Here is a 25584-nt window from a genome sequence, read left to right on the forward strand (position 1 = left end):
CCTTGCACCAAATTGGTGCGTTGATAAGTTCAAGTATGGCGCATCTCAACCAGAAGCTAAAGATAATTCCTATCTGTTGCCTTAAAGTGGTCAGTATCCGGTGAAAAACAGACAAACTGGACGTGTTTTGTGCACATTGGCCTACTTGATCGTCGCACGGTGTAAAAACACAGTGACTGGAGTAGTAGATGCAATAAGCTTGCCGCTTCTATGTGCTTGAATAGCAATGGTATGTGCACCACGATCGATGTTTTTTAACGCCCATGTTGATGTGGTTTGAGGTGCACCATAACGGCGCCCATCTAACATTAACTGCAGCTGTTCTCCAATACCGAGTTTTCGGTTGAGTTCTATTTCAATCGCAATCAAACCGCGGTTGCTGCGTAAGGTCTGATCATGTTGCGGAGTAATTAGCGTTAGCATGAGCGGAGGCGGAGTATCTGGTTTGTCTGACGTAGGCGTTTCCTGAGTGGAAGTGGCAGCGGGCAAAGGCTCTGTAGGTTTAAGGTCAACTGGCGAGGCGCTATCAAATTTAGGGGCCGGCGCCACCGCTTGAACATCGGGCAGGTCTAATGCTTTGGCTTTGTTGTTGTCTGGTGTATCACTAAAGTGCAGTACCCCATTGTCGTCTTCCCAAGTATAGACAGTTTGAGCCCCCAACATACCTGAGAGTATTGCCCCAATGAATATCCATATCGTTTTCATGATGATGACCCTTTTCTGATGCTGTGAATGCACACGTTGTAGGCAGTCGGAATGAGCTGGTTTGATAGGGAATGGTACGAAGCGAATGGGGGAGGAGGAATATAAAAAAGGCCCGCCTGCGAGGCGAGCCTAATATTTAGTTAGCGATTCTTACAGGGTTGCAGTAAGAGTGCTTATCTCTACCAGAGATTAAACAGAGTAGTACAGTTCAAACTCAAGTGGGTGAGTTGTCATGTTCACTTTCTCTACATCTTGAGACTTAAGGGCGATGTAAGAGTCGATGAAGTCGTCAGAGAATACACCACCAGCTGTTAGGAACTCACGGTCAGCATCTAGACACTCTAGAGCTTCTTTTAGTGAGTACGCTACTGTTGGGATTTCTGCTGCTTCTTCAGCTGGTAGGTCGTACAGATCTTTATCCATAGCTTCGCCTGGGTGGATCTTGTTCTTGATGCCGTCAAGACCAGCCATTAGCATTGAAGCGTAGCATAGGTATGGGTTTGCTGCTGGGTCACCGAAACGTAGCTCGATACGACGCGCTTTAGGGCTTGGTACTACTGGGATACGGATAGAAGCAGAACGGTTACGTGCAGAGTAAGCAAGCATAACTGGTGCTTCGAAGCCAGGTACAAGACGCTTGTACGAGTTCGTCGCTGGGTTAGAGAACGCGTTGATTGCGCGAGCGTGCTTGATGATACCACCGATGTAGTAAAGCGCCATTTCAGACAGACCGCCGTACTTATCACCAGCAAATAGGTTAACACCGTCTTTTGCTAGAGATTGGTGAACGTGCATACCAGAACCGTTATCACCTACAAGTGGCTTAGGCATGAATGTCGCTGTTTTACCAAATGCGTGAGCAACGTTGTGTACAACGTACTTGTAGATTTGAGTTTCATCCGCTTTCGTTGTTAGCGTGTTGAAGCGAGTTGCGATTTCGTTTTGACCCGCAGTTGCTACTTCGTGGTGATGCGCTTCTACAACTAGACCCATCTCTTCCATTACTAGACACATTGCAGAGCGGATGTCTTGAGATGAATCAACTGGAGCTACTGGGAAGTAACCACCTTTAACGCCTGGACGGTGACCTTTGTTACCACCTTCTACGTCAGAACCTGTGTTCCATGCAGCTTCGATGTCATCGATCTTGAAGAAAGAACCAGACATGTCAGTTGCGAATTTAACGTCGTCAAATAGGAAGAACTCTGGCTCAGGACCAACAAGTACAGTATCTGCGATACCTGTAGAGCGCATGTACTCTTCAGAGCGTTTTGCGATAGAACGTGGGTCACGGTCGTAGCCTTGCATTGTTGCAGGCTCAAGAATGTCACAACGGATGTTTAGTGTTGCGTCTTCCGTGAATGGGTCAAGAACAGCAGATGATGCGTCAGGCATCATTACCATGTCAGATTCGTTGATGCCTTTCCAACCAGCTACTGAAGAGCCGTCAAACATCTTACCTTCTTCAAAGAAGTCTGCGTCAACTTGGTGAGCAGGTAGAGAGATGTGTTGCTCTTTACCTTTAGTATCTGTAAAGCGTAGGTCTACAAATTTAACTTCGTTCTCTTGGATCAGCGATAGTACGTTTTCTACTGACATCTTGGATAACCTCCAGTGTTATTAATTTGGTTTGTGCTCGATTCGGTCGAAACTAGCATTGATTAATGTCTTTCGGCGCATTAATCGATGCTGTTTTAACTAAAGCTAAAAGCGTGCCAAAAAAATTAATCCATTAATTTCAATGATTTAGTTTGTTTGTGTTTTTCTTGGTGCGTTTCTTTGCACCAAAATGATCATGCGATGCACACTTATGGTGCAGTTGTTTGGTTGTGCACCATAATGAGTCACAAACGAGTACCATTCAGCAACGATTTGCATGGGTTGTCAATCCACTTTTTCGTTTTACGACGAGATTTCACCAGCCTGACTGAGATAATACAAAAGGCTGAGCCATTTCGAATTGAGGGCGCCTGATGGCCGGTTATTTATTGGGAATAAGCGCCTGTGGAAAAAGGCTTTGGTTCAGATCACATATTTCTGGGGTTTTTGCTAGAATCTGGTATATTATTGACCGTTTTTTTAATCAAGCTAGTGGCACTTACCCTGATTGTAGAGGTGATGTGCGGCTACTTTTATGAGTGAATCGAGAATCCATGTCTACTCCACAGATTGATAAGTTAAGAAATATCGCGATTATCGCGCACGTTGACCACGGTAAAACAACGCTGGTTGATAAACTGCTACAACAATCAGGCACACTAGAATCTCGTGGTGAGACTGAAGAGCGCGTAATGGACTCGAATGACATCGAGAAAGAGCGTGGCATTACCATCCTTGCTAAGAACACAGCAATCGACTGGAACGATCACCGCATCAACATCGTAGATACTCCGGGACACGCGGACTTCGGTGGTGAAGTAGAGCGTATCATGTCTATGGTTGACTCTGTGCTACTTATCGTTGACGCAGTAGATGGCCCAATGCCTCAAACTCGTTTCGTAACGCAAAAAGCATTCGCACACGGTCTTAAGCCAATCGTTGTCATCAACAAGATCGACCGCCCAGGCGCGCGTCCTGATTGGGTTATGGATCAAGTATTCGACCTATTCGACAACCTAGGTGCTTCTGACGAACAGCTAGACTTCAAAGTAGTTTACGCTTCAGCACTTAACGGTTGGGCTTCTCTAGAAGAAGGCGAAACTGGCGAAGACATGGAACCACTATTCCAAACTATCGTTGAAGAAGTAGCAGCGCCACAAGTTGACCTAGATGGTCCACTACAGATGCAAGTTTCTCAACTAGACTACAGCTCTTACGTTGGTGTTATCGGTGTTGCTCGTGTAACTCGTGGTTCTGTTAAACCAAACCAACAAGTTACTATCGTAAGCGCAGACGGCAAAACTCGTAACGGCAAAGTTGGCACAGTAATGGGCTACCTAGGTCTTGAGCGTCATGAAGTTGAACAAGCGAATGCGGGTGACATCATCGCGATCACTGGTCTTGGTGAGCTAAAAATCTCTGACACTATCTGTGCACAAAACGCAGTAGAAGCGCTACCAGCACTGTCTGTAGATGAGCCAACAGTAACAATGACGTTCCAAGTAAACACGTCTCCATTCGCGGGTAAAGAAGGTAAGTTCGTCACTTCACGTAACATCCTTGAGCGTCTAGAGAAAGAACTGGTACACAACGTTGCACTACGTGTTGAACAAACAGACGATCCAGACAAATTCCGCGTATCAGGACGTGGTGAACTTCACCTATCTATCCTGATCGAAAACATGCGTCGTGAAGGCTTCGAGCTAGCAGTATCTCGTCCAGAAGTAATCATCAAAGAAGAAGATGGTCAACTGATGGAACCGTTCGAAACGGTAACTATCGACGTTATGGAAGAGCACCAAGGCGGTATCATGGAGAACATCGGCCTACGTAAAGGTGAGCTGACTGACATGTCTCCAGACGGTAAAGGTCGTGTACGTATGGACTTCGTTATGCCATCTCGTGGCCTAATCGGTTTCCAAACGGAATTCATGACTCTAACTTCAGGTTCTGGTCTTCTTTATCATACATTCGATCACTACGGTCCACACAAAGGCGGCGAAATCGGCCAGCGTGTTAACGGTGTACTAATCTCTAACGGTATGGGTAAAGCGCTGACTAACGCACTATTCAACCTACAAGAGCGTGGTCGCATGTTCATCGGTCACGGTGTTGAAGTATACGAAGGCATGGTTGTTGGTATCCACAGCCGTGACAACGACCTTACAGTTAACGTACTGAAAGGTAAGCAGCTAACCAACGTTCGTGCATCTGGTACGGACGACGCACAGGTTCTTACTCCGCCAATTATCATGACTCTTGAGCAAGCTCTAGAGTTCATCGATGACGACGAGCTAGTAGAAGTAACACCTGAAAGCATCCGTATCCGTAAGAAGTTCCTAACGGAATCGGATCGTAAGCGTGCTTCACGTGCAGCGAAATAATCAGATTTAACTGATTGAGTTTAAAAAGCCCCGAGTAGCGATGCTGCTCGGGGCTTTTGTTTTTTTAGTTAGTCTAGATTCGAGTAAACGGGATGCGAGATGCGAAGAGCGTTCAAGTACTTGTCACCCTCAAAAGGGAGCAACGACTGAGTTGGGGATCTAACTTGCTATACCTAACTTGTGCTGGATGAACTGAACTCGCTCTTCCACTGTCATAAATGGCACCTCAATCACTTCATATCCGAGTTGCTGATAGAGTGCGACTAGGCTGTCGTGAATCTCTAGGGCACCCTCAAACGAGTAAGGGCGCACCTCATCCTGCACGTAAATACTTGCTTCTGGGCGACACAAGAACACTTGAGGGTGGTAACCCTGACTCGCCTTTAGGTACTTCTCATCAATCTCTAGTTGTGCTTGAGATAGATAGCCACAGATGTCAGGGATGGCGCGGTCAAGAAAAGCGATGGAGTGCTGGCTGGCCTGTACCTTTTGTTCACTCATTACTTCTAAGCAGAGTGCAGCAAAAGCGGGTAGGTCGACCCAAGGCAGTACCCCACTTTCTAATTGGCTCTGCTGTTCAATTAACTGGCGAGAAGCTTCGGCAAAGGTAGCGTAGCGGCGCTCGGCGAGTGCGTTGACCAAGGTTGTTTTTCCTGCGCCTGGGCCGCCACTTATGATGATAGGTTGCATTGAGTGACTCTATTTACTTCTGATTTAGCTGAGCAAGAAACTTATCTGACTCTTCAATCGCTTCATTCATCTGTTTGATAGCAAAGGCGATGTCCTTTTCTAGGCTCATGAATTCACCTTGCAGTGAACCGACAGCGCTCGCATTTAGGTTATGCTTAAGATAGAGCGTATTGTCGCGTAGGGTGTTGAGTACCGGGTCCATCTTCTTCTCCGCACGTTTCATCGCCGAGAGCATCGTTTGATAAGAGGACTTGGTGTCTCGCAACTTTTGCTCACTTGAGCGGCGCAGTGAAGCGCTGGTGTAGAGGTCGAGTTCGTCTTGCCACTCGGCGAATAGGGCATCGGAGACATCCTCGATCGCAGCGATACGGTCACTGACATTTTGTGCCGCTGTTTCGCTGTCTTGGTATTTGTCGTTGATCTTGTTGTACATATCTTCAAGGTCACCGCCGTTGAAGTTGGTCAGGCTGCTCAGTGCTTCTAGGGCACTGGTGAACTCTTCTTGGGCATCTTGTTGTGACTCTTTAGCGTCTTCGACACGGTCGACCATAATGTCACGCTTGTGGTAGCCCACTTGCTCCATTGCGGAGTAATACGCTGACTGACATCCCGTTAGGGTAAAAATAGATAGCACTAAGACGAGTAAATAAGGCATCCTTGGTTCCTATATATAGATAATCAACATATTAGGACTATGAACGAGTTACATGGGAGTTACAAGTTGAAGATTCAAAAGACAACCGAACTCGGACTCGCGTTCTCACACTACCTGATGGCGCGAATGAAACACGATCGAGTCAATGTAAATGCAGGCTATTTAGCTTACATCACCTTGCTATCGATTGTGCCTATGTTGGCAGTATTGCTGTCGATACTCTCTTCTTTCTCTGTGTTTGAAGATGTTGGGCTTGTTATTCAGAAATTCATCATCAATAACTTTGTCCCAGCCTCTGGTGATGCGGTTCATAATGCTCTACAGGATTTTGTTGCGAATACTGGCAAGATGACGGCAGTCGGTAGTGGATTCCTGTTTATTGCCGCGATGATGCTGATCTCGAACATCGATAAGAATCTCAACTACATTTGGCGAGTGAGAGCCAAGCGTCGCCCGGTTCACTCATTCTCAATGTATTGGATGGTGTTAACTCTAGGTCCAATCTTAGTGGGTGCAAGCATTGCGGCCACATCCTACGTGACTTCGCTTACTCTGCTGCAAAACGAAACCGTCTCTGGGTTGTATAACTTTGTGATTCGTAAGTTGCCATTAATTCTCTCTTTCTTTACTTTTTTTGGCTTGTACTTACTGGTTCCAAACAAGAAAATTAATTTTTCTCACGCGGCTGCAGGATCGATGGTGGCAGCACTTTTGTTTGAATTGAGTAAAAAAGGCTTTGCGGCTTACATCACTCAGTTTCCCTCTTATCAGTTGATTTACGGCGCACTGGCTGCGATTCCGATCTTATTCGTATGGGTTTACTTGTGTTGGTTGATCGTGCTGGTGGGAGCTGAGGTAACGGCGGCACTTGGCGAGCGCGAACAGTGGAGTGAGACGCAAGAAATGGTACACTCTACCGATAATCAAAAAGCTCCAGAACAAGGAAATCACAGTGATAGCACTGATTCAAAGAGTAAGTGAAGCTGCCGTTCGTGTCGATGGTGAGGCCGTTGGCGAAATCGATAAAGGCTTATTGGTACTGCTAGGTGTAGAGAAAGGCGACGATGAAGCTAAAGCGAAACGTTTGATGGAAAGGGTGACGACTTATCGTGTCTTCGGTGATGAAGACGATAAAATGAACCTCAATGTGAAGCAGGTTGATGGCAAAGTCTTGGTGGTATCTCAGTTCACGCTACCAGCCGATACCAAAAAAGGGACTCGTGCCGGTTTTTCTCGCGGTGCACACCCTGCCGATGCTGAACGTCTTTACGATTACTTCGCCGATCAATGCGCGACTGTACTGCCAACGGAGCGTGGCCGCTTTGCAGCAGATATGAAAGTTTCTCTGGTCAATGATGGCCCTGTGACATTCTGGCTACAGGTTTAAGCTTAAAGGAATAAGCATGTTTAAACTTATTACTCCGACCACGGAGAATCAACTGAACAAGTATTATCACTTTCGCTGGCAGATGCTGCGCGAGCCTTGGCGCATGCCAGTTGGCTCGGAACGTGATGAATATGACGGGATGAGTCACCATCGCATGATTGTCGATGGACGTGGTCGACCTATGGCAATTGGACGCCTCTACATCACCCCTGATCTCGAAGGTCAGATCCGCTATATGGCGGTAAAGAACTCGCGCCGTAGCAAGGGCATGGGTTCTCTTATCTTAGTTGCGCTAGAGTCACTGGCTCGTCAAGAAGGGGCTAAGCGCTTAGTGTGTAATGCTCGTGAAGATGCAATCTCATTCTATGAGAAGAACAGCTTTGAGCGTCGTGGTGAGATTAATGATCAGCGCGGTCCGGTGCGTCACCAACAGATGGTAAAACATCTTGATCCTATGGCGGATGTACTGCGTAAGCCGGAGTGGTGTAATGAACTGCAGCAGCGTTGGGAACATCAGATCCCTATCAGCGACAAGATGGGCATCAAGATAAACCAATACACAGGTTACCAGTTTGAGTGCAGTGCTCAGCTTAACCCAAACCTTAACCCTCACAACACCATGTTTGCGGGCTCGGCGTTTACTCTGGCGACCCTGACGGGGTGGGGCATGACGTGGTTGCTGATGAAAGAGCGCGGCTTGACAGGGGATATCGTGCTGGCTGACAGCAACATTCGCTATCGTCACCCGGTAGAGCAGAATCCGGTGGCTTCAACCTCTTTAGATGGAATCAGCGGCGACTTAGATCGACTCGCATCGGGGCGTAAGGCGAGAATCATCATCCATGTGACGATTCACAGTGGTGATGTGGCCGCGGTTGAGTTCACGGGAACCTACATGCTGATCCCAGACTATAAAAAGGTTCTTAGTTCCACGCAAAACGTCTCGGAATAATGCATTTTAATCTCTTAACCAACGCCACTTCTCTAAGTGGCGTTTTTATTGGCAGCTCTCTTTGTGCACTAACTGCGCTTGGGTGATTAAACCAGAAACTTCGTAACATTCACTCGAAAGAGTAAGCGTCAAACTGTGCGTTTGCGGTGTCACAAGATCGAGTTCGCCACCAAGTTCACCTGTCAGTGTGACTGGCTGAGGCTGGTCATCTTGTTGTGTTGCACCAATAATGTGCAATGGTAGCAATGACAGATGGCCGCGGTTTAAGTCGGCTTTGATATCTGAGACCTCAAAGTTCACGATCTTGGATTGTGACGCTTGGTTTGTTTGGAGCTCAGTTGCCTGGGGATTGTTAGAGGCAAAGTTAATCACGCCATTGCGAATACTGCCCTCAAGGCTCGCTGTAGCTGAATGTCTGAGCATTAGATCATCGCCGGCTAAGCCAGAGGCACGTAGCTCAAATTCACCAATGCCTGAGGCATCAAAGGGTAACGCCAAGTAAGGGATAAACGGCGACAATGGAACACCATCGGCACTGATGGTCGCTTGCCATGGCTGGCTGACTTGATTGAAGTCGAGTGTGGCTTGAGCCTCAATATAGCCTTGCTTGAGCGGCGCAAAAAGTCGTTTAAGCTGCCACAGTCCTTGGTGACTGCTCATTTCAACCACTGGCTGGGCTGATAAAATGCTCTGATAGCTCGCGTCATTGGCACTGGCGCTTAACTCGCCTTCCCACAGCCCCCATTTGCCTTGTTCTATCAAGGTCAGCTCTTGACCCTCTATATGTAATCCAGAGACTTGCCAATATGGATGACTAGCAAGCTGAATACGTTGGCTTCGCTCGACATTGAGTCGCGAGATCGAGAGTGAGTCGATCTCTTGTAGCCAAGGTTGCAATACTTCAAGCGGCTCCTTCTCTTCCTCTGATTCCGTCACCCATTTTACGCCGCGAACATCCAGCTCTTGGAGCTTGATAGAGCGAGGGCCTATTTGACCATTGAGTTGGATACTGCCTTGCTGCCATTGACTGTAAAAGTCATTAATCTCGATGTGATCTTGCTGTAGGGTCAGTTTTAGATTGGGCTCAATCCACTGCTCGTCTTGCAGAGAAAGACTCTCAGCCTGCAGTGAGAAGTAGCTCTGCTGTTGCTGCCATATCTTGAAAGGCAGATGGATGTTTTCAAGCGAGGCGCTGAAAGCTGCGAGGTGAGCATCTTGCCAAGCGATGTCACTTTTCAGTACATCTAGGCTATTAATATGGCTAATGTTGAAGTTTGGGATACGCCAGTCAGATATTAGTAATTCCTGAGTTTGCTTTTGATTAAGGTGCAGACCATCAATAGTGACATTGACCAGCGACCAGCCGCTTGGGTACTGCTCGGCTTGCCCTGAGATCTTAGCGCCGCGCCAGTCGAACGACGCGCCATAGAGCGTGCTGTCATCTGTTTTTAAGTCGAGGTCGATAAGGAAGTTGTCTAGGGCCTCACCTTGCCAAAAGATCTGTCCTGCCTTGAGCTGAATTTTTCCGTTGGGCAACAACGGCTGTGAGTCTGTCCAATCTGGGTTCGAGATTTGAATATCAAGGTCGCGAGCACTGAACTCTGGTGTGGAAAAGTCGAGATTGTTGATGGCGAGTTGATGAAGCTTCACTTGTGGCTGAGTGAGCTGCGTCTTTAGTAAGTCCAACTCTTCAGATCGCCACTGAACACCGCTGATAAGCAGTGAGTCGAGTTCTAGCTGCGCGGTGAACAAACTATTGGGGTTGAACCAAAGCTGTAACTTGTCGAAGTAGAGAGGTTCAGACTCATCGTTGATTGATCCAGCAGTAACGCCTTGTAGAGTCAGTTTGTAGGGAGCTTGATACTCGACATCTTCGACTGTGATTGGGTGAGCGATTGAGTGCTTGAGCATGAAATTGGCAATGTCAGTGCGGTATTGGGTCTGCAAGCCAAGCAGCAGTGTTGCGACAGCTGCGACGAGGACAGACAATACAATCCCAACCATCATGATGACTCTTTTCATTCCTAGCGCACCTTCCATTTCTTCGTTGCTCAAAATAGAGTGGAACAAAATAGGCGCTGCGGCAACAAAAAAGCCCCTCAAAAGAGGGGCTTGCTACAAAAATATCGTTTTTAAGAGGGGGTTAGCCTTATGGCTTTGTCCTCAGAGCAGAGTGAACAATTAATCCAGTTGTGGGCCTGCAGCAACAAGCGCTTTACCTTCGTCGTTGTCGGTGTACTTATCAAAGTTGTTGATGAAGCGCTCCGCAAGGTCTTTCGCTTTGCTTTCCCATTGTAGTGGATCTGTGTAAGTATCACGTGGATCTAGGATTGTTGGGTCAACATCGTGCAGTGCTAGCGGTACTTCTAGGTTAAACATAGGGATAACCTTAGTTTCTGCATCGTCGATTGAGCCATCTAGGATTGCGTCGATGATACCGCGAGTATCTTGGATAGAGATACGCTTACCACTGCCGTTCCAACCTGTGTTCACTAGGTAGGCTTCTGCGCCAACCGCTTCCATACGTTTGACTAGTACTTCTGCATACTTGGTTGGGTGTAGTGTTAGGAACGCTGCGCCAAACGCTGCAGAGAATGTTGGCGTTGGCTCAGTGATACCACGTTCAGTGCCCGCTAGTTTCGCTGTGAAGCCAGATAGGAAGTGGTACTTCGTTTGCTCTGGAGTCAGCTTAGAAACTGGTGGCAGAACGCCAAATGCATCCGCAGTTAGGAAGATAACTTTCTTCGCGTGGCCCGCTTTTGAAACTGGCTTAACGATGTTATCGATGTGGTGGATTGGGTAAGAAACACGAGTGTTTTCTGTTTTAGAGCCATCATCGAAATCGATAGAGCCATCACCACGTACTGTTACGTTCTCTAGTAGAGCATCACGACGGATTGCGTTGTAGATCTCTGGTTCTGCTTCTTTTGATAGGCGAATGGTCTTCGCGTAACAGCCACCTTCGAAGTTGAAGATACCGTCATCATCCCAACCGTGCTCATCGTCACCAATAAGTTCACGTTTAGGGTCTGTAGATAGCGTTGTTTTACCTGTACCTGATAGACCGAAGAATACCGCTACGTCGCCTTTCTCGCCCACGTTTGCGCTACAGTGCATTGAAGCGATGCCTTGCAGTGGAAGTAGGTAGTTCATCATGGCGAACATGCCTTTCTTCATCTCACCGCCGTACCAAGTACCACCGATGATTTGTACACGCTCCGTCAGGTTAAACGCAACAAAGTTTTCAGAGTTTAGGCCGTGTTCTTGCCATTTCGGGTTGGTTGTTTTCGCGCCGTTCATAACGACGAAGTCTGGTTCAAATGTTGCTAGCTCTTCTTCGGTTGGGCGGATAAACATATTCTTAACGAAGTGCGCTTGCCACGCCACTTCAGTGATAATACGTACGCTTAGACGCGTATCAGGGTTAGCACCACAGTAACCGTCAATGACAAATAGGCGTTTGCCAGATAGCTGTGTCGTTACGAGCTCTTTCAGATCGTTCCACACTTCAGTGGTAATCGCTTTGTTGTCATTCTTACCTTGATCCGACCACCACATGGTATCGCGAGTCGTATCGTCTTTAACAATGTACTTATCTTTTGGTGAGCGGCCAGTAAAGATACCAGTGTCAACAGCAACAGCACCTAGTTCGGTCACTACGCCTTTTTCGTAGCCCTCTAAGCCTGGAAGCGTTTCTTCCACGAATAACTGCTCGTAACTTGGGTTACGCAGCACTTCAGTTACGCCAGTAATTCCGTGTTTAGTAAGATCGATTTGTGCAGCCTTTGTATGTTCCATAACGGTCATAGGTGCTCCTTGTAGGATATTTTGTAGGGATTTTGTATTAATTTTTTATTGTTATCTGCTCACCATGCTAGCAACGAGACATGGGGGAAACAGGGATATAGCTCAAAAATTATCCATATTTTCCGTGGGGTTTTAAGTGTCTCGTCACATATTGGCCCAACTAGTCTATCCTGTACGCAAACCTTTGCGCTAGGGGCTTGAACATTATTAATTGATTAAAATTAAGCAGTGATTTTATTACGAGATGTTACGGGATTTGCGCTAATTTGATCACAAAAAAGGTCAGCTTTGCGCTGACCTTTTTGGTTTAAATTACGTGTTTTTGGAACGACGTAAATTAATGAACCGTATTGTCGCCTTTATCTGTCGCTTCTGCGAACAGAGCATCAACATCGCTCTTGTCGAATGTGTAGCTTGTGCCACAGTAATCACAGTGAAGTGAAACGCTACCTTCAGTGCTGATGATGCTGTAAATCTCTTCTTGATCTACTGTCACGATAGCGGCACCGCTGCGTTCACGAGAACAACCACAGAAGAACTCTACAGGTTGTGGAGTGAACAGTTGTACTTTTTCTTGGTTGTACAGGCGGTATAGAAGCTCGTTCGCTTCTAAAGTGAATAGCTCTTCATTTTTTACTGTTGCCGTGAGCTGCTCTAGGTGTTCAAAATCGTCTGGTGTACCCGTGCCGTCTGGCATCACTTGCAGAAGCATACCTGCTGCATGTGGTTTACCTTCGTGCTCGCCAGTACGTAGCCATAGGCGTGTCTTAAGCTGCTCAGAGTTTGCGAAGTAGCCTTCAAGAACGTCTGCTAATGTGTCGCCTTCTAGTGCTACGATACCTTGGTAACGCTCACCTTTCTTAGGATCGATCGTGATCACTAGGTAGCCTTTACCCATTAGGTCATGCAGGCCTGCATCATCAGCGATTTCGCCCTCGAAACGTGCGACACCACGGATCTTTTGGTCGTGATCGCCATTGATTACTGCTAGAGAAACTGGGCCATCACCTTGCAACTGCATAGTGATAGAGCCTTCAAACTTTAGAGTCGCAGTAAGAAGAGTCGTTGAAACTAATAGCTCACCAAGAAGCTTTTGAATAGCCGCTGGGTATTCCTTGCTAGAAATAATTTGTTGGTACGCTTCGTCCAGTTGTACCAATTCACCACGTACCGATAGGTCTTCAAATAGGTAGCGATTTAAAACATTGTTTGCCATTTGGCGGTTCCTTCTAGCTTATTGATGCTTGAACTTGATGATGTCACGACGTTGCTTTTTGTCAGGACGGCGTTCAGGGCTTGGGTTATGTGCATGTAATTTACGCTGTTGGGCGTGTGCTTCACGTTTTGCCAAGCTTTCTTTCGTTTCGGTATAAAGGGTTTGGGCTTCTGGAGCTCCGCGACGTTGATCCGAAATTTTATCGATCGTGACCGTCTTTTCCTCATTGCCTTGACGCAGTGAAATCACCGCCCCAAGTTCTACGATTTTGCTTGGTTTGCTGCGTTGACCATTATAGTGGACTTTACCACCATCGACCATATTACGAGCGATAGAGCGAGTTTTGTAAAAGCGTGCTGCCCACAACCATTTATCTAGTCTGACAGCTTCATTAGCAGGTTTCATATGGCGCTGTGCCTTTTAAGTGAAAAAATGAATGTGGTTAACTGAGTAAAATCAGTTCGCAACTTGTCTTAGATGATGCTTATCACATTTGGTAGAAGCTAAAGTGGTGGCAAATGTGTTTTTTTTCAAGGCATACTGCAAAATAGCTCACGTTATGACTTTTTATGCGTAGGCTATGATATAGTTTTGGATCCTATGCCAAATCAGTAATTGGCGTAGCGTTTATGTACAAAAAAGCTGAGAGCTTAATGATTTAGCGCTCTCATCTTCACAAAAGGGTTTAGGCAAGTGAAGTTATTGGAGCTCAAAAATCGCATGGGAAATTCTCCTTTGTTGAGCCGCTTAATAGAGAATGGATTTGTATTTCAGCAAAAGCTGAGCCTGATAACCTGTTGTGTATTGATTGCCATTTCTGCATGGATATTGGGTCAGTTGGCCTGGTTGATTGACCCTGCAGACCAGTCGATTACACCTTGGAAAGCGCAAGCCTCGTCATCTTCTCGACCACAATCTACGCTCGATATCTCCTCCCTCCAGAAGAGCAATCTTTTTGGTGAGTATCGTGCTGAAACACCAAAAGTGGTGAAGCAACCCGTTATTCAAGACGCTCCTAAGACACGACTCAACCTTGTGTTAGTGGGTGCCGTTGCGAGCTCAGATCCGCAGCGTAGCCTTGCCGTGATTGCCAACCGTGGTCAACAAGCGACTTACGGTATTAGCGAAGAGATAGAAGGGACACGCGCGAAGCTTAAAGCGGTGTTGATTGATCGTGTGATCATTGATAACTCAGGCCGCGATGAAACTTTGATGCTAGAAGGTCTCGAATACAAACGCTTGTCGGTTTCAGAACCAGCGAAGCCTCGCGCTTCGGCATCGGTGCGTGGTAATAATCCAGGTTCTGCGGAAGAGAAGCTTGAAGAGATTAAAGCGACGATCACCAAAGACCCGCAACAAATCTTCCAGTATGTGCGTCTTTCGCAAGTGAAACGCGACGGCAATGTGATTGGCTATCGCGTCAGTCCAGGAAAAGATCCCGAACTTTTTGAATCAGTTGGGCTCCAAAGTGGGGACATCGCGACTCAGCTTAATGGACAAGACCTGACTGATCAGGCTGCTATGGGCACTATTTTTAGTTCTATTTCTGATTTGACCGAACTTAACTTAGTGGTTGAAAGAGATGGACAGCAGCATGACATTTTTATCGAATTTTAAAACATTTCGCTTAGTGAGAAGCGAGAGTGTAGGAGTAGTACGTGAAGCATTGGTTTAAGAAAAGTGCATGGTTATTAGCAGGAAGCTTGCTCTGCACACCAGCAGCCATCGCTAATGATTTTAGTGCCAGCTTTAAAGGCACTGATATTCAAGAGTTTATTAATATTGTTGGCCGTAACCTAGAGAAGACGATCATCGTTGACCCATCGGTGCGTGGCAAGATTGATGTGCGCAGTTATGACGTACTCAACGAAGAACAGTATTACAGCTTCTTCCTCAATGTTTTGGAAGTTTACGGCTACGCCGTGGTTGAGATGGAATCGGGCGTACTGAAGATCATCAAAGCTAAAGACTCTAAAACATCTGCTATTCCTGTGGTCGGCGATCGCGACAATATTCAAGGCGATAGCGTGGTGACGCGCGTGGTGACGGTGCGTAATGTTTCTGTTCGTGAGCTTTCGCCACTACTGCGTCAACTGAATGACAATGCAGGCGCGGGTAACGTCGTCCACTACGACCCTGCCAACATCATCCTAATTACTGGTCGAGCTGCGGTTGTGAACCGTCTTGCTGAAATCATTCAGCGTGTTGACCAAGCGGGTGATAAAGAGATTGAAGTGGTAGAGCTGAAGAATGCTTCCGCTGCCGAGATGGTTCGTATCGTTGATGCGCTCAACAAAACCACTGATGCGAAAAACACACCCGCTTTCCTCCAGCCTAAGCTAGTAGCGGATGAGCGAACCAACGCTATTCTGATTTCCGGTGATCCTAAAGTTCGTAGCCGACTAAGAAGGCTGATTGAGCAACTCGATGTTGAGATGGCAACGAAAGGCAACAACCAAGTTGTCTATTTGAAGTACGCGAAAGCAGAAGACTTAGTCGATGTGCTTAAGGGTGTATCAGATAACTTGCAGTCAGAGAAGCAGAGTTCAAGTAAAAATCGTAGCAGCAATCGTGACCAAGTGATGATTTCTGCACACGCAGGAACGAACTCGTTGGTGATCACCGCGCAACCCGACATCATGAAAGCGCTGCAAGATGTGATTGCCCAGTTAGATATTCGCCGTGCTCAAGTGCTGATTGAAGCTCTGATTGTCGAAATGGCAGAGGGTGATGGAGTCAACTTGGGTGTGCAATGGGGTAACCTTGAAACAGGCGCAATGATCCAATACAGCAATACCGGTGCGTCGATTGGTGGGGTAATGGTTGGTCTTGAAGAAGCGAAAGATACTACGACCACCACTGCAGTTTACGATGATAACGGTAATTTTGTTCGCAACGAGACGACAACTGAACAGGGTGATTACTCAACACTGGCTTCAGCACTCTCTGGCGTAAACGGCGCTGCAGTAAGCGTAGTGATGGGCGATTGGACGGCACTGATCAGTGCGGTTGCGACCGATTCCAACTCGAATATTTTATCTTCTCCAAGTATTACCGTTATGGATAACGGTGAAGCCTCTTTCATTGTTGGTGAGGAGGTTCCGGTACTGACTGGCTCTACGGCGGGCTCAAGCAACGATAACCCGTTCCAAACCGTGGATCGTAAAGAAGTCGGTATCAAGCTGAAAGTTGTTCCACAAATTAACGAAGGCGACTCAGTTCAACTGAATATTGAGCAAGAGGTCTCTAACGTTTTGGGTGCCAACGGTGCTGTCGACGTACGTTTTGCCAAGCGTCAGTTAAATACTTCTGTGATTGTTCAAGATGGTCAAATGCTGGTACTGGGCGGTCTGATCGACGAGCGCGCACTAGAGAGTGAATCTAAAGTGCCACTGCTGGGTGATATTCCGGTACTTGGTCACCTGTTTAAGTCAACCAGTACCCAAGTTGAGAAGAAAAACCTAATGGTGTTCATTAAGCCGACCATCATTCGCGATGGTGTGTCCGCGGATGGCATTACCCAACGTAAATATAACTTCATTCGTGCTGAGCAGCTGTTCAAGGCTGAGCAGGGCTTGAAGCTGTTGGATGACGACAATATTCCAGTACTGCCTAAGTTTGGTGAGAGCTTTAACCACCCAGCAGAAATTCAAGCCTTCATCGATCAAATGGAAGAGAAATAATGGCAGAGATGGTTGAGCCTGTTCATCGCTTTCAGCGTTTGCCATTTAGCTTTGCAAACCGCTATAAGATGGTGCTTGAGTATCAGCACCCAGAGCGCCCGCCAGTGCTTTACTATGTAGAGCCGCTTAAAGCCGCCGCGATCCTAGAGGTGAGCCGCGTGATAAAAAGTGGCTTTACTCCACAAGCGATTGTCTCGGATGAGTTTGAGAAAAAGCTGACCGAAGCTTATCAACGCGATTCATCAGAAGCGCGTCAATTGATGGAAGATATCGGCGCTGATAACGACGACTTCTTCTCGTTGGCTGAAGAGCTGCCACAAGATGAAGACTTGTTGGAATCAGAAGATGATGCACCGATCATTAAGCTAATCAATGCGATGTTGGGTGAAGCGATCAAAGAGGGCGCCTCGGATATTCATATCGAAACCTTCGAAAAATCACTCTCGATCCGTTTTCGTATTGATGGCGTGTTACGTGATGTATTGGCACCGAGCCGTAAATTGGCACCTCTGCTGGTATCGCGTGTGAAGGTTATGGCTAAGCTGGATATCGCAGAAAAACGCGTCCCACAAGATGGTCGTATTTCACTGCGTATCGGTGGTCGTGCCGTGGATGTGCGTGTATCAACCATGCCGTCTTCGCACGGTGAGCGTGTGGTAATGCGTCTACTTGATAAGAATGCGACCCGTCTTGACCTGCACAGCTTAGGCATGACAGCGTCAAATCACGAGAACTTCCGCAAACTGATTCAACGTCCGCATGGGATTATCTTGGTAACCGGCCCAACCGGTTCTGGTAAATCGACGACCTTGTATGCGGGCTTGCAAGAGCTAAACAGCAATGAGCGCAACATACTTACTGTTGAAGACCCGATCGAATTTGATATCGATGGCATTGGTCAAACTCAGGTAAACCCTAAGGTTGATATGACCTTTGCTCGCGGCCTAAGGGCGATTCTTCGTCAAGACCCAGACGTAGTAATGATCGGTGAGATTCGTGACTTAGAAACGGCAGAGATTGCGGTTCAGGCATCTTTGACGGGTCACTTGGTAATGTCGACCCTGCACACCAACACAGCGGTTGGTGCGATTACTCGTCTGCGTGACATGGGTATCGAACCTTTCCTTATCTCTTCCTCGTTGTTGGGTGTTTTGGCTCAACGCTTGGTTCGTACGCTGTGTAACGACTGTAAAGAGCCGTACGAGGCGGATAAAGAGACCAAAAAGCTGTTTGATTTGAAGAAGAAAGACAGCCTAACCCTGTATCATGCCAAAGGGTGTGAAGCGTGTAACCACAAAGGTTATCGTGGCCGAACGGGTATCCATGAGTTGCTCATGGTTGATGAATCGGTGCAAGAGCTGATTCATAGTGAAGCCGGTGAGCAAGCGATCGAAAAAGCGATTCGTAGCACAACGCCTAGTATTCGCGATGATGGCCTAGCCAAGGTTCGTCAGGGCATCACTTCACTCGAAGAAGTGATGCGCGTGACCAAGGAAGTTTAGTATGGCGGCATTTGAATACAAAGCACTGGATGCTAAGGGTAAAACCAAGAAAGGCTCAATAGAAGCGGACAACGCGCGTCAAGCTCGTCAGCGACTTAAAGAGCAGGGCTTGATGCCTGTTGAGATGGCTGAAGCAAAAGCTAAAAGCAGTAAAGGGGGCAGTGCGCCTTCGACCAGCTTTAAGCGTGGTATCAGTACGCCAGATCTTGCTTTGATTACCCGTCAGATCTCAACTCTGGTGCAGTCTGGTATGCCGCTCGAGGAGTGTTTGAAAGCAGTAGCAGAGCAGTCTGAGAAACCGCGTATTCGCACCATGCTATTAGCGGTTCGCTCTAAGGTGACCGAAGGTTACACCCTAGCTGATAGCTTGGCTGATTATCCTCATATCTTCGATGAGCTGTTTCGTGCCATGGTGGCTGCCGGTGAAAAATCGGGTCACTTAGATGCAGTTTTAGAGCGCTTGGCTGATTACGCTGAGAATCGTCAAAAGATGCGCTCTAAGCTGATGCAAGCGATGATCTATCCGGTGGTGCTGGTGGTTTTTGCGGTGACGATAGTCTCCTTCTTGCTCGCAACCGTCGTGCCTAAAATTGTTGAACCCATCATTCAGATGGGGCAAGAGCTGCCTCAATCTACCCAATTTCTGCTGGCTTCGAGTGAGTTTATTCAGCATTGGGGTATTCAGCTGTTCTTACTGATCGTTGGCTTTATTGTTCTGGTCAAAGCGGCGCTTAAGAAGCCGTCGATTCGTTTGAGCTGGGATAGAAAACTCCTGAGCATCCCTCTGATTGGCAAGATTGCTAAAGGGATCAACACCTCGCGTTTTGCGCGCACTCTATCTATCTGTACTTCAAGTGCTATCCCTATTCTTGAAGGGATGAAGGTCGCGGTGGATGTGATGTCGAACCACTATGTGAAACAGCAGGTTCTACAGGCTTCAGACAATGTACGTGAAGGTGCGAGCCTGAGAAAAGCGCTCGATCAAACCAAGCTGTTTCCACCTATGATGCTGCACATGATTGCCAGTGGTGAGCAGAGTGGTCAGCTAGAGCAGATGCTGACTCGTGCTGCCGATAACCAAGACCAAAGCTTTGAGTCTACAGTGAACATTGCCCTAGGTATCTTTACGCCAGCTCTGATTGCGCTGATGGCGGGTTTGGTGCTGTTTATCGTTATGGCGACCCTGATGCCAATGTTGGAAATGAATAATTTAATGAGCGGATAATCTCGCTTATTTTACTTATTAGCTTTTAAATATTGCTTATTAGTTTTTAAATTTTACCGATTAGTTTTTAGATTTGGAGAGAGGCGCGTCTGCTAAACTCTCCGGCTGTCATTTGGAGAAAACAATGAAAAATAAAATCAACAAGCAATCCGGCTTTACCCTGTTAGAGGTAATGGTGGTTGTGGTTATCCTAGGTGTGTTGGCGAGCTTCGTTGTGCCAAACCTTCTAGGCAACAAAGAGAAAGCGGATCAACAGAAAGCGATCACTGACATCGTTGCTCTGGAGAACGCACTCGATATGTACAAGCTAGACAACAGCGTGTACCCAACAACGGATCAAGGTTTAGATGCACTGGTTTCAAAGCCAAGCAGCCCAGAGCCACGTAACTACCGTGACGGTGGTTACATCAAGCGTCTGCCAAACGACCCTTGGGGTAATGCGTACCAATACGTAAGCCCTGGCGACAATGGCACGATTGATATCTTCACGTTAGGTGCTGATGGTCAAGAAGGCGGTGAAGGTGCGGCAGCAGATATCGGCAACTGGAACATGCAAGACTTCCAATAAGCCCTCGCTTATTGGGAACGCATATCGTGATGGTAATACGAAACATGAGAAGCTCTGTTCAATCGCGCAGCACAATACGTTTGCGTGGATTCACTTTAATAGAAATTCTGCTAGTTCTCGTATTACTGTCACTGACCGCAGTGGCGGTGATCGCGACGATTCCTACCAATGCCAAAGATGTCGCTAAGCAGTACGCACACAGTTTTTACCAGCGTGTACAGCTACTTAATGAAGAAGCCATTCTCAGCGGCTTAGACTTTGGCATTCGTGTTGATGAGAAAAAATCCACTTATGTCCTGATGAGCTTGAACTCTGAAGGTTGGCAGGAAGTGGAGTTTGAAAAGATTCCTTCGACGACTGAGCTACCAAAAGAGTTGTCTCTTTCATTGAAGCTCGGCGGTGGTGCGTGGCAAGACGACGATCGGCTCTTTAATCCGGGCAGTCTGTTTGACGAAGACATGTTTGCAGACTTAGAAGAAGAGAAGAAGCCTAGACCACCTCAAATCTACATCCTATCGAGTGCTGAGTTAACGCCCTTTACCCTCTCATTCTACCCAAATACTGGTGATTCGCTGCAAGATGGTTGGCGTATCCGCGTAAAAGATAATGGAGTTATTCGTCTGCTTGAGCCGGGAGAAGAAGATGAAGAGGAGTAATCTTAGCTCGCAGTCTCAGCGTGGTATGACACTGCTAGAGGTACTGGTGGCGTTGGCCATTTTTGCAACTGCGGCGATCAGTGTCATTCGCGCGGTCACTCAGCACATTAATACGCTGAGTTACTTGGAAGAGAAAACCTTCGCGGCGATGGTGGTTGATAATCAAATGGCGATGGTGATGCTGCACCCCGAGAAACTGAAAAAGACACAGGGAACCCAAAAGCTCGCTGAGCGTGACTGGTTCTGGACTATAACACCTGTGCCGACCAGTGATAATCTTTTGAAGGCTTTTGATGTCAGTGTGGCAACCAGTAAGAATGCATCACCTGTCGTGACGGTACGCAGTTATGTCTCAAAATAAACGCGTCTGCGCGACTCGCGGTAAAACAAAAGGCTTCACCTTGATTGAGGTACTGGTCTCGATTGCGATATTCGCCACCTTGAGTGTGGCGGCGTATCAGGTGGTGAACCAGATCCAACGTAGCAATGACGTCTCGATAGAACGTAGTGCACGATTGAATGCTCTGCAGCGTAGCTTGGTCATTTTAGATAATGATTTTCGCCAGATGGCGCAACGCCAGTTTCGAACAAATGGCGAAGAAGCATCATCTAAACTGATCTTAATGCAAGAGTATCTGCTCGATTCGGACTCGATCGGTGTGATGTTTACCCGTTTAGGGTGGCACAATCCACAGCAGCAGTTCCCAAGAGGGGAAGTCACTAAAGTGGGTTACCGAATTAAAGAAGAGACGCTCGAGCGAGTATGGTGGCGTTACCCCGATACTCCAACCGGACAAGAAGGTGTAGTGACACCACTGCTCGAGGGCATTGAAGCCTTTAGCCTAGAGTTCTACAACGGAAGCTCATGGCTAGAGGAGTGGCAGACAGATCGCGCGCTGCCACAAGCAGTCAGGCTTAAATTGACCCTTAAAGATTACGGTGAAATTGAGCGTGTCTACCTAACACCTAGTGGCGGTATGAATACGAGTGACAGCTCCTCGTCAAGTGGGGGCAATAATGGTTAATCGATCCCCAATGGGGAAGCCCAGCAAGCAAGGTGGTGTTGCGCTTATCGTGATATTGATGCTGCTCGCGATCATGGCAACGATTGCAGGGAGTATGTCTGAGAGGCTATTCACGCAGTTTAAACGTGTGGGTAATCAGCTCAATTATCAACAAGCCTACTGGTACAGCATTGGTATTGAAGCGCTGGCTAAGGTTGGTATTGAGCAGAGCTATAAAGACAGTGATACCATCAATTTAAGTCAGCCGTGGGCACTGGAAGAGCAGGTTTATCCGCTCGACTATGGTCAAGTGGTGGGTCACATTCGAGATGGTCAAGCGTGTTTAAATTTGAATGCGTTGAAGTCTGTTGCCAGCACCACAGATAACACATCACCTTATTTGGTCTCTGTGTGGCAAACTCTGTTAGAGAATCTAGAAGTGGACTCTTATCAAGCAGAAGTGATCGCCAATTCGACGTGGGAATTTGTCGATGAAGATACGCGCAGTGCCTCTTCTGTGGGAGTGGAAGACAGCACCTATGAAGCGATGAAGCCCGCTTATCTGGCAGCGAATGGTTTGATGGCAGACGAGTCTGAACTGCGTGCCGTGTATCAAGTGAGCGGTGAGGTGATGGATAAGGTACGCCCTTATGTGTGTGCTCTGCCAAGTGATGACTGGCGTTTGAACGTAAATACACTCAAGGTCAAACAGGCTCCGCTTCTAGAAGCGATGTTTGCCCCGAACTTGAGCGAATCTGACGCTAAAGCGTTGATTGAAAACCGCCCTTTTGATGGCTGGGATAGCATTGATGATTTCTTAGCTGAGTCGAACTTATCGAGTGTCAGTGCCGATGTGACCAAGAAAGCCAAAGGGTATTTAGCGGTAGATAGTAGCTACTTCGAGCTGGATGCTGAAGTATTAGTGGAGAAGTCGCGAGTTCGAATTCGCACTCTCTTTTATAGTAGTAATCGAGAAACAGTGACGGTTGTGCGCCGTCGCTTTGGAGGAATCAGTGAGCGAGTTTCTGACCGTTCGACTGAGTAGCGAACCACAAAGCCCTGTGCAGTGGTTAGTTTGGTCGACAAGCCAGCAAGAAGTGATCGCAAGTGGCGAGCTTGCGAGCTGGCAACAGCTTGATGAGCTGACACCTTATGCTGAGAAACGGACCTGTATTGCGCTACTCTCGGGCAATGATTGCCTATTGAAGCGTGTGGAGATCCCAAAAGGGGCAGCGCGTCAGTTTGAGTCGATGCTGCCATTTCTATTGGAAGATGAAGTCGCACAGGATATTGAAGATCTGCACTTTACCATTCTAGATAAAAACGCGGAAACGGCAGTCGTTTGTGGTGTCGAGCAGCAATGGCTTACTCAGGTAATGAGTGGATTTTCAGAGGTTGGTATAACCATTCGCAAAGTCCTGCCGGATACGCTTGCCCTTCCCGTTGATGCGGAAGGCGTAACCGCATTGCAGATTGGTGATCAGTGGTTATTGCGCCAAAGCACCTTTCAAGCGGTCTCTATTCGCCAAGCATGGCTGCCGATGTTTTTAAGCAGCGATTGGCTTGTTACTGAAGACGATGTTAAGCCGACGATCTTGAGTTATACCGCACTGCCAGATGAAGAAGCTCAGCAGCAGAGTGGAGTGGAGTGGCAAGCAAAGCCAGCAGAATTGGTGATGTCGGTACTCAGCCAACAGGCGATTATCAGCGGAACTAACTTACTGACAGGTCGCTTTAAAACCAAATCTTCATTCACTAAATACTGGAAGATTTGGCAAAAGGTGGCGATTGCCGCGTGTTTGTTGATTGCGGTTATCGCAACTCAGCAGACACTCAAAGTACAGCGCTACGAAGCGGAAGCTCAGGCGTATCGAGCTGAGAGTGAACGCATTTTCCGTCAGGTGATGGCAGGTAAACGTAAGATTCCAAGCGTCAGTTATTTGAAGCGCACAATGAACGAAGAGGCGAGTCGATATGGTGGCTCCAGTGATAGCGCGAGTCTGCTTGGTTGGCTAACTCAGATGCCAAGTACGTTAGGGCAAGTGACGTCCATCGAAGTGGAAAGTATCCGCTATGATGGCAACCGCTCTGAAGTGCGTCTGCAAGCGAAAAGCTCTAACTTCCAACACTTTGAGAGCGCTCGCACTAAGCTTGCCGAGAAGTTCTCTGTTGAGCAAGGGCCGCTGAACCGTAACGGCGATGCTGTGTACGGCAGTTTTACACTTAAACCATTACAGTAACTCACGTTAGGAGATCAATGATGAGAAATATGATTGAGCCACTCCAGGCGTGGTGGACATCGATCAGTCAACGCGAACAGAGGCTTGTGATTGGGTGCTCTATTTTGCTGATCGTCGGTGCCGTTTATTGGGGTGTACTTCAGCCGCTCAATACTCGCGCGGAATTGGCGCAAAGCCGTATTCAGAGTGAAAAGCAGCTGCTGGCTTGGGTGAGCAACAAGGCGGATGAGATTGTCGAACTGCGTGGCAGTGGTGGCGCGAAAAGCTCTGAACCTTTGAACCGTTCTGTACCGGCTTCAATGCGTCGTTTTAAGATCGAGTTGATTCGAGTACAACCTCGTGGCGAAATGCTGCAAGTGTGGGTTAAGCCAGTACCATTTAATCAGTTTGTTGATTGGTTAACGTACCTGAAAGAGCAGCAAGGCGTTGAAGTAGAATTCATGGATATTGACCGCAGTGACACGCAGGGCGTGATTGAAGTCAAGCGATTACAGTTCAAGCGAGGTTAGTGTGAAGCGAGGCTCTTCTCTAAAATATGGCTTACTTTTCAGTGCCGTTTTTATCGTGTTTTTTTCAGTCAGTCTGCTTTTGCACTTGCCAGCAGCCTTTGCTCTTAAGCATGCGCCTAAGGTGAGAGGGCTACAAATTAACGGTGTGCAAGGCTCTATCTGGCAAGGCAGCGCCAGCAATATCGTTTGGCAGCGTGTTAATTATGGCTCAGTGCAGTGGGACTTTCAGTTTAGCCAGCTTTTCCAAGGCAAGGCAGAGCTAGCGGTTCGATTCGGTCGTGATAGTGATATGAACCTGCGTGGTAAGGGCTATGTCGGTTACAGCATGAATGGTGCTTACGCGCAAAATTTGGTGGCATCACTGCCAGCTGAAGACGTACTGAAGTTCATCCCAAATATTCCAGTACCGGTCGCTGCTGTTGGTCAGGTGGAACTGACGATTAAACACCTTCAACAAGGTCAACCTTGGTGTCAAACCGGTGAAGGCACCTTAGCTTGGTCAGGTGCTGGCGCGGAGACACCGCTAGGCGCGTTGGACTTTGGTCCTGTTATCGCTGATGTCACTTGCCAAGACAATACGATTGCTGCAAAAGGCACTCAGAAAACCACGCAAGTTGAGAGTGAATTCGATGCAAGCTTAACGCCGAACCGTCGCTACGCAACCAATGCATGGTTCAAACCGGGTGCTGAGTTTCCACCCACGATGCAAAACCAACTGCGTTGGCTAGGCAAACCTGACAATCAAGGGAAGTACCAGTTTACTTATCAAGGGCGCTTGTAGTTGTAGCATCGCGAATAAAAA

Annotated in this window: 24 protein-coding genes; 16 read left to right on the forward strand and 8 right to left on the reverse strand. The window is 47.5% G+C overall.

The genetic code is table 11. From position 1 onward, the window contains the following. Positions 1–141: 141 nt before the first annotated feature. Positions 142–705 (reverse strand): DUF4124 domain-containing protein, encoded by a 564-nt coding sequence (locus tag AC6I7V_RS00470; RefSeq protein ID WP_255231717.1) that lies wholly within the window; start codon positions 703–705, stop codon positions 142–144. A gap of 189 nt (positions 706–894) precedes the next feature. Then, positions 895–2304 (reverse strand): glutamate--ammonia ligase, encoded by a 1410-nt coding sequence (gene glnA / locus AC6I7V_RS00475; RefSeq protein WP_255231716.1) that lies wholly within the window; start codon positions 2302–2304, stop codon positions 895–897. A 554-nt stretch (positions 2305–2858) separates the two neighbouring features. Here glnA and typA point away from each other — a divergent pair. Further along, positions 2859–4688, forward strand: a complete 1830-nt coding sequence (typA, locus tag AC6I7V_RS00480) for a translational GTPase TypA (RefSeq protein WP_032551091.1) — start codon at positions 2859–2861, stop codon at positions 4686–4688. A gap of 159 nt (positions 4689–4847) precedes the next feature. On the opposite strand, the gene AC6I7V_RS00485 is transcribed toward typA, so the two are convergent. Continuing rightward, a complete protein-coding gene (locus tag AC6I7V_RS00485; RefSeq protein WP_498011099.1) occupies positions 4848–5378 on the reverse strand; it encodes an AAA family ATPase in 531 nt (176 codons plus the stop codon). A gap of 13 nt (positions 5379–5391) precedes the next feature. Next, positions 5392–6033 carry a DUF2959 domain-containing protein gene (locus AC6I7V_RS00490; RefSeq protein ID WP_255231714.1) on the reverse strand — a complete coding sequence of 214 codons (642 nt, stop codon included), beginning with the start codon at positions 6031–6033 and terminating at the stop codon, positions 5392–5394. Positions 6034–6072: 39 nt separating this feature from the next. On the opposite strand from AC6I7V_RS00490, the gene AC6I7V_RS00495 reads away from it, so the two are divergent. The 3 genes from AC6I7V_RS00495 to AC6I7V_RS00505 are packed head-to-tail and all read left to right on the forward strand — an operon-like array spanning position 6073 to position 8372. Next, on the forward strand, positions 6073–7014 hold the full coding sequence (locus tag AC6I7V_RS00495; protein WP_255231713.1) for a virulence factor BrkB family protein: 942 nt from the start codon (positions 6073–6075) through the stop codon (positions 7012–7014). Beyond that, positions 6986–7420, forward strand: a complete 435-nt coding sequence (dtd, locus tag AC6I7V_RS00500; protein ID WP_255231712.1) for a D-aminoacyl-tRNA deacylase — start codon at positions 6986–6988, stop codon at positions 7418–7420. The genes AC6I7V_RS00495 and dtd overlap by 29 nt, the downstream gene beginning before the upstream one ends. 16 nt (positions 7421–7436) lie before the next feature. Continuing rightward, positions 7437–8372 (forward strand): bifunctional GNAT family N-acetyltransferase/hotdog fold thioesterase, encoded by a 936-nt coding sequence (locus AC6I7V_RS00505; protein WP_032551099.1) that lies wholly within the window; start codon positions 7437–7439, stop codon positions 8370–8372. Positions 8373–8417: 45 nt separating this feature from the next. On the opposite strand, the gene AC6I7V_RS00510 is transcribed toward AC6I7V_RS00505, so the two are convergent. The 4 genes from AC6I7V_RS00510 to hslR form a co-directional block, all read right to left on the reverse strand. Then, positions 8418–10394, reverse strand: coding sequence for an AsmA family protein (locus AC6I7V_RS00510; RefSeq protein ID WP_498011100.1), 1977 nt, complete (start codon positions 10392–10394; stop codon positions 8418–8420). A 159-nt stretch (positions 10395–10553) separates the two neighbouring features. Next, positions 10554–12179, reverse strand: a complete 1626-nt coding sequence (pckA, locus tag AC6I7V_RS00515) for a phosphoenolpyruvate carboxykinase (ATP) (protein WP_255231710.1) — start codon at positions 12177–12179, stop codon at positions 10554–10556. A gap of 337 nt (positions 12180–12516) precedes the next feature. Continuing rightward, on the reverse strand, positions 12517–13395 hold the full coding sequence (gene hslO / locus AC6I7V_RS00520; protein WP_498011101.1) for an Hsp33 family molecular chaperone HslO: 879 nt from the start codon (positions 13393–13395) through the stop codon (positions 12517–12519). An 18-nt stretch (positions 13396–13413) separates the two neighbouring features. Continuing rightward, complete coding sequence (gene hslR, locus AC6I7V_RS00525) at positions 13414–13800, reverse strand: ribosome-associated heat shock protein Hsp15 (RefSeq protein WP_255231708.1); 387 nt, start codon at positions 13798–13800, stop codon at positions 13414–13416. A gap of 315 nt (positions 13801–14115) precedes the next feature. On the opposite strand from hslR, the gene gspC reads away from it, so the two are divergent. The 12 genes from gspC to AC6I7V_RS00585 all read left to right on the forward strand — a co-directional run bounded on the left by gspC (position 14116) and on the right by AC6I7V_RS00585 (position 25563). Continuing rightward, positions 14116–15012 (forward strand): type II secretion system protein GspC, encoded by an 897-nt coding sequence (gspC, locus tag AC6I7V_RS00530; RefSeq protein WP_498011102.1) that lies wholly within the window; start codon positions 14116–14118, stop codon positions 15010–15012. A gap of 41 nt (positions 15013–15053) precedes the next feature. Beyond that, positions 15054–17078, forward strand: coding sequence for a type II secretion system secretin GspD (gene gspD, locus AC6I7V_RS00535; protein ID WP_498011103.1), 2025 nt, complete (start codon positions 15054–15056; stop codon positions 17076–17078). Next, entirely contained in the window at positions 17078–18580 is a 1503-nt protein-coding gene (gspE, locus tag AC6I7V_RS00540) for a type II secretion system ATPase GspE (protein ID WP_498011104.1), read from the forward strand. Before gspD ends, gspE begins: the two co-directional genes overlap by 1 nt. A 1-nt stretch (position 18581) precedes the next feature. Next, entirely contained in the window at positions 18582–19805 is a 1224-nt protein-coding gene (gene gspF / locus AC6I7V_RS00545) for a type II secretion system inner membrane protein GspF (RefSeq protein ID WP_498011105.1), read from the forward strand. Positions 19806–19929: 124 nt separating this feature from the next. Continuing rightward, on the forward strand, positions 19930–20373 hold the full coding sequence (gene gspG, locus AC6I7V_RS00550) for a type II secretion system major pseudopilin GspG (protein ID WP_255231703.1): 444 nt from the start codon (positions 19930–19932) through the stop codon (positions 20371–20373). 44 nt (positions 20374–20417) lie between these two features. Beyond that, entirely contained in the window at positions 20418–21029 is a 612-nt protein-coding gene (gene gspH / locus AC6I7V_RS00555; RefSeq protein WP_255231702.1) for a type II secretion system minor pseudopilin GspH, read from the forward strand. Then, positions 21016–21390 (forward strand): type II secretion system minor pseudopilin GspI, encoded by a 375-nt coding sequence (gene gspI, locus AC6I7V_RS00560; protein ID WP_255231701.1) that lies wholly within the window; start codon positions 21016–21018, stop codon positions 21388–21390. Before gspH ends, gspI begins: the two co-directional genes overlap by 14 nt. After that, positions 21377–22054: a type II secretion system minor pseudopilin GspJ gene (gspJ, locus tag AC6I7V_RS00565; protein WP_498011106.1), complete on the forward strand. Its 678-nt coding sequence runs from the start codon at positions 21377–21379 to the stop codon at positions 22052–22054. Before gspI ends, gspJ begins: the two co-directional genes overlap by 14 nt. After that, complete coding sequence (gspK, locus tag AC6I7V_RS00570) at positions 22047–23078, forward strand: type II secretion system minor pseudopilin GspK (RefSeq protein ID WP_261882361.1); 1032 nt, start codon at positions 22047–22049, stop codon at positions 23076–23078. The genes gspJ and gspK overlap by 8 nt, the downstream gene beginning before the upstream one ends. Beyond that, the gene (gene gspL / locus AC6I7V_RS00575) at positions 23047–24273 is read left to right on the forward strand and encodes a type II secretion system protein GspL (RefSeq protein WP_498011107.1); all 1227 of its coding nucleotides are present in this window, start codon (positions 23047–23049) and stop codon (positions 24271–24273) included. Before gspK ends, gspL begins: the two co-directional genes overlap by 32 nt. A gap of 20 nt (positions 24274–24293) precedes the next feature. Next, positions 24294–24782 carry a type II secretion system protein M gene (locus tag AC6I7V_RS00580; RefSeq protein WP_261883098.1) on the forward strand — a complete coding sequence of 163 codons (489 nt, stop codon included), beginning with the start codon at positions 24294–24296 and terminating at the stop codon, positions 24780–24782. A gap of 1 nt (position 24783) precedes the next feature. Next, positions 24784–25563: a type II secretion system protein N gene (locus AC6I7V_RS00585; protein ID WP_498011108.1), complete on the forward strand. Its 780-nt coding sequence runs from the start codon at positions 24784–24786 to the stop codon at positions 25561–25563. The last annotated feature ends 21 nt before the right edge of the window (positions 25564–25584 follow it).

The organism is Vibrio sp. KUL70 (genome assembly GCF_059725515.1).